Here is an 11806-nt window from a genome sequence, read left to right on the forward strand (position 1 = left end):
AGGGGGCGCCACATTAGCCGAAAGCCTGCCACTAGAAAAGCCTCATAACAGCGGTTTTAGCGTCGGCCAGACATTTTCCAGCAACTTGCCCTGAGCCCCGACTGCCGGGTGCAGACCATCGGCCTGCATCAGCTCGGGATGCCCACCCACGCCTTCGAGGAAAAATGGCACCTGCGGGAGACTATTCATAGATGTATTAGCCTGAAAACCTACATTCCTTGTTACGTCTGTCGGATTTTTACTGCGGAACGCTCAGCCAAGTTAATTCCACATTGACATCACGCTCATCGGACGGAGAGACTCAGCGAGTAACCCCACCCCTGATAAGGAAATCCAATAATGAAAAATCGCTCCTTTCTGGTACCTATGGCGACTCTGGCAGCAGCAATTTCTACAGAGCATGCCTCAGCATCAGCACCTCACCAGATCACCGTCCCCGCCATTGAACAAACAATCGCAACCCAGTCGCCTTCTCAGAGCGAAAACCTTTCGGTACGCGGCGGCAACGATCTGTTCACATTTGTGCTGAAACGCGGAGACCAAGGTCAATTCATGGCCTACCACAGCTCTCACAGCTCCCACTCGTCGCACAGTTCACATAGCTCCCATCATTCTGGCTCCTGACATGAAGCAGGAAACGACGCTCGTATTTGACCAGCAGCTTTACGAAGCGCAAGTTCTGCAAAACGCTGCTTATCGGGCGATGAGCTCGCTGACGGTTGATATCGCGTGCGCTGATGGAAAATTTAGCTGCGTTTTGTCCTCGAATATCGGCGTCGAAGAGCCTTCATTTCTACTCGCTGTCCAAGAATTCAAGAAAGACGTGATCGACTACCAACTGCGCTACCAGTTGAATATTGAAACGTTGCCCATCAAAAACCTGATTCTTGGGCTGGCTTTCTCGAAAACCGGACTGATCAGTGAGTAAATTTCAGAAGCTGGATTTCTATGCTCAGCAACGCCCTTACGAGCTGCTGCCATTCAAATTCGACCGTTTAAATGACTGCGAATACGTCATTACCAATATGGCGGGCGAGTACCACATCCTGCCAATGCCTGTACTCGAACCGCTGATCAGCAGAACGCTGCCACTTACTTCAGAGCTGATCCCAACGCTCCGTTCGAAGCAGTTCATTCGCTTTCCAGAAGAGGAGGCGCCTCTCCAGCTACTCGCTCTCAAGATACGCACCCGCTTGTCCAGGCTCGCTCAGTTCACCAATCTGCATATCTTTGTCGTAACCCTTCGATGTGACCATAGCTGCCCCTACTGCCAAGTCTCACGGCAATCGGAAAGCAGAGATGAATTCGACATGACCTCAGAGATGGCTGATCGGTCATTGGATTTCGTTTTCATGTCACCGAATCCGGCGATCAAAATTGAGTTTCAGGGCGGGGAACCCCTGCTGAATTTTGAAATGGTGAAATACATTGTCCTTGAGGCTGAAAAACGGAACCTCAAAGAGGGCCGTGACCTTCAGTTCGTGATTGCAACCACGCTTTCGCTGTTAACAGATGAAATGCTTGTTTTCTGCAAGCAGCACCACATTGTCCTTTCATCCTCCCTCGACGGACCGATGAATCTCCACAATGCCAATCGCCCGCGCCCTGGGCGGGACAGTCACCAGCGTTTCGAAGAAGGGTTAACAAAAGCACGCGCAGCACTTGGGTACGATCAAGTGTCTGCTCTGATGACGACCACCGACAAGAGCCTACCCCACGTCAGAGCCATCATTGATGAGTACCTGCGCCTCGGCTTTGATGGGATATTTCTCCGAACTCTCTCGCCGTATGGCTTCGCAATCAAGACCAAGAAATTCCTGTCGTATGATACTGAGCGCTGGCTAGACTTTTACAAAGAAGGTCTTGAATACATCATCAAGCTGAACAAGTCCGGCATACGATTTGTGGAGCAGTACTCATCGCTTGTGCTGGCAAAAATGCTCACATCTACAGACCCCGGATTCGTTGATCTGATGAACCCCGCAGGGGCTGGAATTGCTGCCATCGTCTTCAATTATGATGGCTCCGTTTATGCTTCAGATGAGAGTCGCATGCTCGCTGAAATGGGCGACCACACCTTCAGATTAGGTAATATTCTGGAACAATCCTATGAGGAGATCATCCTATCGGATCAACTCTTAGATGCCTTGGAAGATTCCTTCACACTGAGTTCGCCCATGTGCTCAGACTGCGCATTTGAACCCTTCTGCGGCTCAGAACCTGTTTACCATCACGCCATGCACAAGGATCCGGTAGGAAGAAAGCCAGAATCCTCCTTTTGTAAGCGAAACATGGCGATCTTTAAGCACCTCATTGAGTTGATGGAAAACGACGAAGGCACAAAACGGATTTTCATGGGGTGGGCCAATCGATGCTAAAGCTCAGTGGCAAAATAATCCGCATCCAAGCAGTTGATATTTCCAAGGACCTCACGCTAATCAAGGTTTCCACAAACAGGGACCTTCCCCAGATCCTGCGAAGAGAAATGGCTTACTTGGTTAGCGGACACCCTCTCCCCGTGGGATTTGCGCATTATCTTCTGACTGAGCAGCATCAGGATTTGGCTAAAGAACTCCCGCTGGATTCCGACTACTCGATTCTGCCGAATGACTACGATTACATTGATAACAATGACATTGTCCGGCTTTCTGCTGATCGTCAAAGCATACGGGTTCTGTTTCGGGCTTCGTCGCCGAACAACAGCATTCTGCTAACTGAGCAGTGCAACAACTATTGCCTCATGTGCTCACAGCCGCCCAAAGCAGTCGATGACTCATGGATACTCGATGAAATCGAAAGCTTGATCCCGTTGATCCCAAAAGAAACCCGCGAGCTAGGATTCACTGGTGGCGAGCCAACGACCAATAGGGAGCGTTTTCTCAAAATTGTCAGCCTGACGAAAAGCTACCTACCAAGAACCGCCATTCATATCCTTTCGAATGGAAGAAGCTTCAGAGACTCAAGGTTTGCTGAAAAATATGCGGAAATAGGGCTACCTGATGCAATGGTCGGGATTCCCGTCTATTCAGATGATCCAACCCTTCATGACTATATCGTGCAAGCTCAAGGTGCTTTCGACGAAACCATTCAGGGCATTCTGAACCTGAAACGCTTGGGGCAGAAGGTTGAGATTCGGGTCGTCTTGCACAAATTGTCGATCCAGCGGCTTCCTCAGCTATGTGAGTTCATTGCGCGCAATCTCTTGTTCGTCGATCAGGTTGCGTTGATGGGGCTTGAAATGATGGGGTTTACCCGCGCCAATCTTGATGAGCTTTGGATTGACCCCATTGAATACAAAGACATTCTCAGCAAATCGGTACAGATTCTTACCAAATATGGAATGAACGTTTCGGTCTACAACCATCAGTTGTGTCTGGTTAACCCAGACATTCTTCCGCATTACCGAAAATCAATCAGCGACTGGAAAAATGAGTTTGCGCCGGAATGCCTGACCTGCCGAAGGCAAAGCGAATGCGGAGGCTTTTTCGCGTCAGGGATCAAGTTTGGATACAGCAAACAGCTCACCCCCTTCGGAAGCCTCCGCACGGCCAATTCAAAGCAAGGGTTTTAGCGTCGGCCAGACATTTTCCAGCAACTTGCCCTGAGCCCCNGCGGAGGCTTTTTCGCGTCAGGGATCAAGTTTGGATACAGCAAACAGCTCACCCCCTTCGGAAGCCTCCGCACGGCCAATTCAAAGCAAGGGTTTTAGCGTCGGCCAGACATTTTCCAGCAACTTGCCCTGAGCCCCGACTGCCGGGTGCAGACCATCGGCCTGCATCAGCTCGGGGTGCCCGCCCACGCCTTCGAGGAAAAACGGTACCAGCGGGATGTTTTTCTCGTCCGCAAGTTTGCCATAGACCTGGGCAAAGGCATCGGTGTAACGCTTGCCGTAGTTGGGCGGCAATTGCATGCCGAGCAGGAGCACCTTGGCACCGGTCTGGCGCGAGCTGTCGATCATTGCCGCAAGGTTTTGTTGCAATTGCGTTGGCGGCATTCCGCGCAGGCCGTCATTGCCGCCCAGTTCGAGGATCACCAGTTCCGGCTTATGCTCTGCAAGCAGCGCCGGCAGGCGCGCCTGGCCTCCGGCACTGGTGTCACCGCTGGTAGAGGCGTTGACCACTTTGTCGTCAAAACCTTCAGCCTTGAGCCGTTGCTCGAGCAGCGATACCCACCCCAGGCGGGTATCCAGTCCGAAACCGGCGCTGATACTATCGCCAACGATCAGGACAGTACCCGCCGCTGCGTTCTGGGCCATGCACATCAAGGCCAGGCCAGCACTCAAAAACCACACACGCATCGGATTCTCCATGGGCGCAAGCATTCTCACCGCGAAGAACCTCAGCAAAGTGGTTCCCAGCGCGGAAGGTGAACTGACTATCCTGCACGAACTCAGCCTGGAACTGAACCAGGGCGACAGCCTGGCCATCGTCGGCGCGTCCGGTTCCGGCAAATCCACCCTGCTCGGCCTGCTCGCCGGTCTCGATTTGCCGAGCAGCGGCGAAGTCATTCTCGCCGGCCAGGGCCTGAGCAGTCTCGACGAGGACCAGCGCGCGCGCATCCGTGCCGAGCACGTAGGCTTCGTCTTTCAGTCGTTCCAGTTGCTCGACAGCCTCAACGCCCTGGAAAACGTCATGCTGCCGCTGGAACTCGATGGCCGCAAGGACGCCCGTGAGCGCGCCACTGAATTGTTGCAGCGCGTCGGCCTCGGCCAGCGCCTGACGCACTCGCCGCGCCAGCTCTCCGGCGGCGAACAGCAGCGCGTGGCTATTGCCCGCGCCTTCGCTGCCGAGCCCGACGTGCTGTTCGCCGACGAACCCACCGGCAACCTCGACAGCCACACCGGCGAGCGCATCAGCGACTTGCTGTTCGAACTGAACAAGGAACGCGGCACCACGCTGGTACTGGTGACCCACGACGAACGCCTGGCCCATCGCTGCCGGCGCCTGATTCGACTTGAAGCCGGGCTGCTGGTCGCCCCTCTGGAGCCTTGATGGCACGTCTGCCGCTCTTGCGTCTGTTCAGTCTCGCCCTTCGCCAATTGCTGCGCGATGCTCGCGCCGGCGAACTTCGCGTGTTGTTCTTCGCCCTGCTGGTGGCGGTGGCCGCGAGTACCGCCATCGGCTACTTCGGCGCCCGTCTCAACGGCGCGATGATGCTGCGCGCCACCGAGTTCCTTGGCGCCGACCTGGTCCTCGAAGGCAGTTCGCCGGCCCGCGACGAACAGATTCGCAGCGGCACCGAGCTGCGTTTGAATCATGCACGGGTCGTGGAGTTTTCCAGTGTCGTCGCCACCGACAACGGCATTCAGTTATCGAGCATCAAAGCCGTCGACCGCGCTTATCCACTGCGCGGCGAACTGAAAAGTGCCCCGGCGCCGTTTGCCGCCGAGACAACCGGCGGCGAACCGCAACCCGGTGAAGCGTGGGTCGAGGCACGTTTGCTGACCGCCCTGGATCTGAAAATCGGCGACAGCATCGACGTCGGCATGAAAACGCTGAAACTGACCCGCGTGCTGACCTACGAACCGGATCGCGCCGGCAATTTCTACAGCTTGACGCCTCGGGTGATGATCAACCTCGACGACCTTGCCGCCACCGGCGTGGTACAGCCCGGCAGCCGCGTCAGCTACCGCGAGCTGTGGCGCGGCGAACCGCAGGCGCTGGAAACCTATCGGCAATTGCTCAAACCGGGCCTGGCCGCCAATCAGCGCATTCAGGATGCGCGCGACGGCAACCGGCAGATTGGCGGCGCACTGGGCAAGGCCGAGCGCTACCTGAACATGGCGAGTCTGGTCGCGGTATTGCTGGCCGGCGTGGCCGTGGCGCTGTCTGCAAACCGCTTTGCCAGTCGTCGCTTCGACGCCAGTGCCTTGCTGCGCTGCCTCGGTTTGTCGCGTCGAGAAACCATGCTGTTGTTCAGTATTCAACTGAGCGTACTGGGTTTGTTCGCCGCCCTCAGTGGCGCGGTGCTTGGCTGGCTGGCACAACTGGGGCTGTTTGCCCTGCTGCATGATCTGCTGCCGGCAGATGTCCCGCCGGGCGGCCTGTTTCCGGCAATGGCCGGCATCGGTACGGGACTGGTCGCACTGGCCGGTTTCGCCCTGCCACCGCTTGCCGCGCTGGGTCGGGTGCCTCCACTGCGCGTGCTGCGCCGTGACATGCTGCCGATTCCGTCAAGTACCTGGATGGTCTACGGCGCGGCACTGGGCGCACTGGGTCTGATCATGTGGCGGCTGAGTCTGGATCTGTTGCTGACTTTCGCCCTGCTGGGCGGCGGTGTAATCGCGGCGCTGGTATTGGGTGGTTTGCTGTTGTTGCTGCTCAACAGCCTGCGACGGATGCTCGCCCGTGCGCCGCTGCCGTGGCGCCTCGGTCTGGGGCAGTTGTTGCGTCATCCGCTGGCGGCGGCCGGGCAAGCGCTGGCGTTCGGTCTGATCCTGTTGTCGATGGCATTGATCGCTCTGCTTCGCGGCGAGCTGCTCGACACCTGGCAAAACCAGTTGCCGAAGAACGCACCGAATTACTTTGCCCTGAACATCCTGCCCGCGGACAAACAAGCCTTCACCGACCACCTGATCAAAGTCTCGGCTCAAGCGGCACCGTTATACCCAGTGGTGCCAGGACGGCTGATCAGCATCAACGGCGAACCGGTGCAGCAGATCGTCAGCAAGGATTCCGCCGGCGACCGTGCAGTGCAACGCGACTTGAGCCTGACCTGGGCCGCCGATTTGCCGGCCGGCAACACGCTCACCGCCGGTGTGTGGTGGACCGGGCAACCCTCGGAAGACATACCGGGCGTGTCGGTGGAAGGCAAAGTCGCCGAAAGCCTCAAGCTCAAACTCGGCGATCGCATGGTGTTCAGCGTGGGCGGGGTCAATCGTGAAGCCAGGGTCACCAGTCTGCGCGAAATCAATTGGGACAATTTCCAGCCGAACTTCTTCATGATCTTCCAGCCCGGCACCCTGAGGGATCTGCCGGCGACTTACCTGACCAGTTTCTATCTGGCACCCGGTCACGATCAGCAGATTGTCGAACTGTCACGGGCATTCCCGGCGGTGACCATCCTTCAGGTCGAAGCCTTGCTCGAACAACTGCGCAGCATCCTCGCTCAGGTCACCCTGGCGGTGGAATACGTGTTGTTATTTGTGCTGGCGGCGGGGATGGCGGTGCTGTTCTCTGGCTTGCAGGCAACCCTGGATGAACGCATTCGCCAAGGCGCGCTGTTACGTGCGCTGGGGGCGCAGCGGCAATTGCTGGTCAAGGCCCGGCGGATCGAGTTCGGCTTGCTCGGTGCGGTCAGCGGTTTGCTGGCGGCCATCGGTTCGGAAGTGGTGAGCCTGGTGTTGTATCGCTTTGCCTTCGATCTGCCATGGCATCCGCATCCATGGCTGCTGGTGCTGCCATTGATTGGCGCCGCACTGATTGGCGGTGCCGGCGTGTTCGGCACGCGTCGAGCACTGAATGCGAGTCCGCTGACAGTCTTGCGCGAGGGTTGATAGACTCCTGCCTTCGTCACCAAAAGAAGTTGCCATGAGCCGTTATCGCCCTCCCCGCACCGCCGGCACCGCGCTGATCACCCCTGAAGGTGAAGCGCGGATGCGCGCCGAATTCCATGAACTGTGGCATGTGCGCCGCCCGCAAGTGACGCAGGCAGTCAGCGAGGCAGCGGCGCAGGGTGATCGTTCGGAAAACGCCGAGTACACCTACGGCAAGAAAATGCTGCGCGAGATCGACAGCCGCGTGCGTTTTCTCACCAAGCGACTCGAAGCACTGAAGGTCGTCAGCGAAAAACCCAGCGATCCGAACAAGGTGTACTTCGGTGCCTGGGTGACCATCGAGGACGAAGACGGCAAGCAGTCGCGCTACCGTATCGTCGGCCCGGATGAACTGGATCTGAAACTGGGTCTGATCAGCATTGACTCACCGCTGGCTCGTGCCTTGATCGGCAAGGCGCTGGACGCCGAGGTTCGGGTGCAGACGCCAACCGGTGAGCAGTTTGTCTATATCGTGGCGATCGAGTATCCGTAACGCTCAGCGGCGCGTGATCAGTCCCTGCCGCGCAACGCGGGTCAGTTGCTTGATCATTTCTGGCGCGTCTTCAGCGCTCGGCGCCTGAATCACGGCGAGGTCAAAACTGTCACTGGCAAAGCGCGCCAGCGACTCGCCGTCTTCAACGAACTGGATCAGGAACGCGGCAGGACCGCCGCTGCGACGTGGCCAGCCATCCAGATAACGCAACAGCGTCGGCTGGTGTTTGCCGCCAAGCAGGATTTTTGGATTGCGTTGGGTGATATGTGCCGTGATCGGCGCGGGACGTGCTGGAGGGCGTAGTGCATTCATCGTGTCGTGTCTCTGCCTCAAAAGTCTGCATGGCAGGTGAGAGGCAACACCGAACCAGCGCTTTAGCGGTATTTCGAAGCCCTGTTCCGGCTTCTGACGGCAACTGTCTGAGTCACCTGGCGCCCCGCAAGTAGCTGTTTAAATCGGCGCATGTGCAACATCCTAGAGAACGTGACCGATGAGTGTCAAGAATCAGCCACAACAAAAAAAGGCCCGCACAATGCGGGCCTTTTGCTTGATCCAGAGCGCTCAACCGGCGATGGCGCGATCCACCGACAGCTTGCCGGCGCCCTCGATCATCACCGCGAGGCTGCCACCGAGCAGCGCCAGGGCAAACTCGTAACCGTTGTTGGCCATGAACAGACCATTGCTGATGTGCACGGTGAAGATCGCCACCAGCGACAGGAAGGTCAGGCCCAGCGCCGCCGGGCGCACCAGCAGGCCGATGATCAACGCCAGACCGGCAAAAAACTCAGTACCGCCGGCCAATGTGGCCATCAGGTAACCCGGGTGCAGACCGATGCTGTCCATGTACTGCGCGGTGCCCGCCAGACCGTAACCGCCAAACAGACCAAAGAGTTTTTGCGAACCGTGGGCGGCGAAGATCACGCCGACCGCGATACGCAGAATGGTCAGGCCGTAACCGGCGCGGGTGAACAGAACCTTGTTGATCAGTGAGCTCATGGGGCATTCCTTGTTTTGCGAGAAGTGTGTTGGGATTGGCCGCTATATTAATCAGTTAAATTCATGTTAAAAGCGCAATTATTCCGCCATAACAATCAAATTATTTGATCATTTACGTGAGGCGACTTTCTGTTCCCGGGGCTCCAGTGACTCCCGCTCCCGGTCGAACGCCAGGTAGTACTTGTTCACGCTATTAACATAGCTGACGGGGCCCATGCCCACCTGCTCCATGGCGATGCGCTCGACCTGAAAAAACCACTGGTTGGGATTCAGCCCGCGCCGCCGAGCCTCGGCGCGCATGCCTTGCACCCGTTCCGGACCGATGTTGTAAGCGGCCAGGGTGAACGCCATGCGCTCGCGCTCATTGAGTTTCGGACTGTTGAAAAACTTGCGACGGATCATCGCCAGATACTTGGCCCCGGCCTGCACATTCGCATCGAGATTCTGGATGTTGTTCACACCGACCCGCTGTGCCGCGGACGGGGTGATCTGCATCAACCCGGTCGGGCCGCTGCCGCTGCGGGCGCCGGGTTGCAGGGCCGACTCCTTGAAGGCCAGCGCCGCCAGGTTCAGCCAGTCCATGTTCTGCGCATCGGCGTGTTTTTGCAGCGTCGGGCGCAGTTTTTCCAGACGCTGACGGTCAGCCTTGGCCAACGGATAGTGCACTTGGTAGAGGCGCCGATAGATCCGCAGAAATTCGGCATCCTCGTTCGCCGGTTTCTTGTAGCCGCCGAGGAAGCGATCAATGCTCGCCCGCAGCATCGAGGCATCACGACGCACGAACCAGTACTCCTCACCCGGTTCACTGATCATCAATTGCCGGTCGAAACGCAACTTGGGCAGGACCTTGCCCCAGCGCTCGGCGATCGGTTGCTCAACGATAGTCAGGTGGAAGATTCCGCCCTGCACCATCTCCAGCACGTCCTCGACCGCCAGCGTCGGATCGACCCATTCGATCTTGATCGGCGCCAGTTTGTGCAGCGCCAGTTTCTGATTGAGCTGGCTGACCGCGTCCCCCGCCGCACTGCCGGTGGGCAAGGCCAGGGTCTTGCCGGAAAGCTGCTCGACCTTGGTGTAACGGCGCTCGCCCTTGATCCCGACCAGCACCAGCGGCACGTTGCTGGCGATCGGCTCGCTGCTGGCCACCGCGTGGCCGGGTTGCAGATCAAGCAGCTCGCCGGGCGCCACCAGATCACCTTCGCCGCGTTGCAACGCGCCGAGCAGTTGATCCTTGGCTTTGGGAATGATCTTGAGAGTGACTTCCTGGCCGTCGCGGGCGTGGCCATTGAGGTATTGCTCGAAGGCGCGCAGGCGATGGTATTCGACACCGATGGCCTGGCCCTGGACTTCTCCGGAGCTGTTGCGACTCTGGTTGACCAGCACTCGCAATACGCGGCTGCTGCGTATCTCCGACAGGTCTCGGACCTTGGCGGCCGGCACGGCTTGCTGTGGCCCGGGCAAGCGCGCAACCGCCGTTATCGGCAATAGCAGCGACGCACACAACAGGAGCAAAACCGAGGCACGATGCATCCACTCTCCGGAAAGAATACGGGGCGTTTTTTAACCGCTGAACGGTCGAAATCGCCGACGAAAACAGAGCGCCTGGAGCGCTGGCAAAGTGCGAGAGACTGGCACAGTGATGGCTTATCCGCCAACCCGGGCTCTGTCACGGCATCAAAAGACAGCTATAACTCTTTGTAGTTCTTGGCTTTTCTTATAAATCTACAGCTCTGGTATGCTTTCCGGCCTTCGGCCCGAGGTAGAACCATGCAACTCATCGATATCGGCGTCAACCTGACCAATCCCGGTTTTGCTGAAAAACATCAGGCCGTGCTCGACCGCGCCTACGCCGCCGGGGTCTGCCAACTGGTACTGACCGGCACCAGCGTCGAAGGTAGCGAACAGGCGCTGGAGCTATGCCGGCAACTGGATGACGGTGGCCAACAGCTGTTCGCCACCGCCGGCATTCACCCGCATTCGGCCAGTGACTGGAATGCTGACAGCGCGCGCCGGTTGCGCAGTCTGCTGCACGAGCCAAACGTGGTCGCCGTGGGTGAATGCGGGCTGGATTTCAACCGTGATTTCTCGCCGCGCCCGCAACAGGAAAAAGTCCTCGAAGAACATCTGGCGCTGGCGGTAGAACTGCAATTGCCGGTGTTTCTCCACGAACGCGATGCCAGCCAGCGTCTGCTGGAAATCCTCCGGGACTTTCGTGATCAACTGCCCGCCGCTGTGGTGCACTGCTTTACCGGCGAGCAGAAAGCCTTGTTCAGTTACCTGGATCTGGATCTGCACATCGGCATCACCGGCTGGATCTGCGACGAGCGCCGCGGCACGCACCTGCACTCGCTGGTCAAGGAGATCAAACGCGGACGACTGATGCTCGAAAGCGACGCGCCGTACCTGCTGCCCCGCACCCTGCGGCCAAAGCCGAAGAACGGCCGCAATGAGCCGGCGTATCTGACCGAAGTATTGCGCGAAGTGGCGTTGCACCGAGGCGAAAGCGAGGAAGACCTGGCGGCGCACACCACCGCGTGTGCCCGTGCGTTCTTCAACCTTCCCGCCCTTCCCTGACACACCGAAATTCTCCTGTGGGAGCGAGCCTGCTCGCGAAAGCCGTGGTTCAGATGGCATGGGTGTTGGCTGACACGCCCTCTTCGCGAGCAGGCTCGCTCCCACAGAGGGAATGCGTTCTTTTGATGTGTATCAAGATCCGCAGATCTGCATAGCGGCACAATGCTGGCACCTTGCCAAAACTGTTTCCGCTATCAGAGAAGACCTCC

Annotated in this window: 12 protein-coding genes and 1 pseudogene; 8 read left to right on the plus strand and 5 right to left on the minus strand. The window is 58.0% G+C overall.

Features of this window, described 5'->3' with window-relative positions:
- Nucleotides 1–42: 42 nt before the first annotated feature.
- Nucleotides 43–183: pseudogene (locus HXW87_RS22875) on the minus strand (arylesterase); the annotation flags it as partial.
- 156 nt (nt 184–339) lie between these two features.
- Here HXW87_RS22875 and hxsA2 point away from each other — a divergent pair.
- From hxsA2 to hxsC, 4 genes are read left to right on the plus strand one after another with little or no spacing between them, the layout of a single operon-like run.
- Nucleotides 340–624 carry a His-Xaa-Ser repeat protein HxsA2 gene (hxsA2, locus tag HXW87_RS22880; protein ID WP_239777822.1) on the plus strand — a complete coding sequence of 95 codons (285 nt, stop codon included), beginning with the start codon at nt 340–342 and terminating at the stop codon, nt 622–624.
- 1 nt (nt 625) lies between these two features.
- Nucleotides 626–928 carry a His-Xaa-Ser system protein HsxD gene (locus tag HXW87_RS22885; RefSeq protein ID WP_239777823.1) on the plus strand — a complete coding sequence of 101 codons (303 nt, stop codon included), beginning with the start codon at nt 626–628 and terminating at the stop codon, nt 926–928.
- Nucleotides 921–2378: a His-Xaa-Ser system radical SAM maturase HxsB gene (hxsB, locus tag HXW87_RS22890; RefSeq protein WP_239777824.1), complete on the plus strand. Its 1458-nt coding sequence runs from the start codon at nt 921–923 to the stop codon at nt 2376–2378. Before HXW87_RS22885 ends, hxsB begins: the two co-directional genes overlap by 8 nt.
- The gene (gene hxsC / locus HXW87_RS22895) at nt 2372–3571 is read left to right on the plus strand and encodes a His-Xaa-Ser system radical SAM maturase HxsC (RefSeq protein WP_239777825.1); all 1200 of its coding nucleotides are present in this window, start codon (nt 2372–2374) and stop codon (nt 3569–3571) included. The genes hxsB and hxsC overlap by 7 nt, the downstream gene beginning before the upstream one ends.
- 120 nt (nt 3572–3691) lie before the next feature.
- Here hxsC and HXW87_RS22900 read toward each other — a convergent pair whose 3' ends face one another.
- Nucleotides 3692–4297 (minus strand): arylesterase, encoded by a 606-nt coding sequence (locus tag HXW87_RS22900; RefSeq protein ID WP_239777826.1) that lies wholly within the window; start codon nt 4295–4297, stop codon nt 3692–3694.
- 10 nt (nt 4298–4307) lie between these two features.
- Between HXW87_RS22900 and HXW87_RS22905 the strand changes: the two genes are divergently transcribed.
- Genes HXW87_RS22905 through greB form a run of 3 tightly spaced genes read left to right on the plus strand, consistent with a single transcriptional unit; the run spans nt 4308 to nt 8027 of the window.
- Nucleotides 4308–4991, plus strand: a complete 684-nt coding sequence (locus tag HXW87_RS22905; protein ID WP_041069503.1) for an ABC transporter ATP-binding protein — start codon at nt 4308–4310, stop codon at nt 4989–4991.
- Nucleotides 4991–7495, plus strand: a complete 2505-nt coding sequence (locus HXW87_RS22910; protein WP_239777827.1) for an ABC transporter permease — start codon at nt 4991–4993, stop codon at nt 7493–7495. Before HXW87_RS22905 ends, HXW87_RS22910 begins: the two co-directional genes overlap by 1 nt.
- Nucleotides 7496–7529: 34 nt before the next feature.
- The gene (gene greB / locus HXW87_RS22915; protein ID WP_016770885.1) at nt 7530–8027 is read left to right on the plus strand and encodes a transcription elongation factor GreB; all 498 of its coding nucleotides are present in this window, start codon (nt 7530–7532) and stop codon (nt 8025–8027) included.
- Between the two features lie 3 nt (nt 8028–8030).
- Here the strand turns inward: greB and HXW87_RS22920 are convergent, their stop codons facing one another.
- The 3 genes from HXW87_RS22920 to HXW87_RS22930 form a co-directional block, all read right to left on the minus strand.
- Entirely contained in the window at nt 8031–8339 is a 309-nt protein-coding gene (locus HXW87_RS22920; RefSeq protein ID WP_003226820.1) for a hypothetical protein, read from the minus strand.
- Between the two features lie 249 nt (nt 8340–8588).
- The gene (locus tag HXW87_RS22925; protein WP_007964771.1) at nt 8589–9023 is read right to left on the minus strand and encodes a DoxX family protein; all 435 of its coding nucleotides are present in this window, start codon (nt 9021–9023) and stop codon (nt 8589–8591) included.
- Between the two features lie 108 nt (nt 9024–9131).
- On the minus strand, nt 9132–10553 hold the full coding sequence (locus HXW87_RS22930; protein WP_239777828.1) for a transglycosylase SLT domain-containing protein: 1422 nt from the start codon (nt 10551–10553) through the stop codon (nt 9132–9134).
- A 237-nt stretch (nt 10554–10790) separates the two neighbouring features.
- Between HXW87_RS22930 and HXW87_RS22935 the strand changes: the two genes are divergently transcribed.
- The gene (locus HXW87_RS22935) at nt 10791–11597 is read left to right on the plus strand and encodes a TatD family hydrolase (protein ID WP_047295491.1); all 807 of its coding nucleotides are present in this window, start codon (nt 10791–10793) and stop codon (nt 11595–11597) included.
- Nucleotides 11598–11806: the final 209 nt, after the last annotated feature.

This window comes from Pseudomonas sp. Y5-11, from assembly GCF_022368695.1.
Taxonomy (GTDB): Bacteria; Pseudomonadota; Gammaproteobacteria; order Pseudomonadales; family Pseudomonadaceae; genus Aquipseudomonas; species Aquipseudomonas parakoreensis.

What these genes read in the sequence shown, in the direction of transcription:
- HXW87_RS22925 (WP_007964771.1), bottom strand. Translation starts at nt 9,023, where the DNA reads ATGAGCTCACTGATCAACAAGGTTCTGTTCACCCGCGCCGGTTACGGC.
- greB (WP_016770885.1), top strand. Translation starts at nt 7,530, where the DNA reads ATGAGCCGTTATCGCCCTCCCCGCACCGCCGGCACCGCGCTGATCACC.
- HXW87_RS22885 (WP_239777823.1), top strand. Translation starts at nt 626, where the DNA reads ATGAAGCAGGAAACGACGCTCGTATTTGACCAGCAGCTTTACGAAGCG.
- HXW87_RS22905 (WP_041069503.1), top strand. Translation starts at nt 4,308, where the DNA reads ATGGGCGCAAGCATTCTCACCGCGAAGAACCTCAGCAAAGTGGTTCCC.
- HXW87_RS22910 (WP_239777827.1), top strand. Translation starts at nt 4,991, where the DNA reads ATGGCACGTCTGCCGCTCTTGCGTCTGTTCAGTCTCGCCCTTCGCCAA.
- HXW87_RS22930 (WP_239777828.1), bottom strand. Translation starts at nt 10,553, where the DNA reads ATGCATCGTGCCTCGGTTTTGCTCCTGTTGTGTGCGTCGCTGCTATTG.
- HXW87_RS22900 (WP_239777826.1), bottom strand. Translation starts at nt 4,297, where the DNA reads ATGCGTGTGTGGTTTTTGAGTGCTGGCCTGGCCTTGATGTGCATGGCC.
- hxsC (WP_239777825.1), top strand. Translation starts at nt 2,372, where the DNA reads ATGCTAAAGCTCAGTGGCAAAATAATCCGCATCCAAGCAGTTGATATT.
- HXW87_RS22920 (WP_003226820.1), bottom strand. Translation starts at nt 8,339, where the DNA reads ATGAATGCACTACGCCCTCCAGCACGTCCCGCGCCGATCACGGCACAT.
- HXW87_RS22935 (WP_047295491.1), top strand. Translation starts at nt 10,791, where the DNA reads ATGCAACTCATCGATATCGGCGTCAACCTGACCAATCCCGGTTTTGCT.
- hxsA2 (WP_239777822.1), top strand. Translation starts at nt 340, where the DNA reads ATGAAAAATCGCTCCTTTCTGGTACCTATGGCGACTCTGGCAGCAGCA.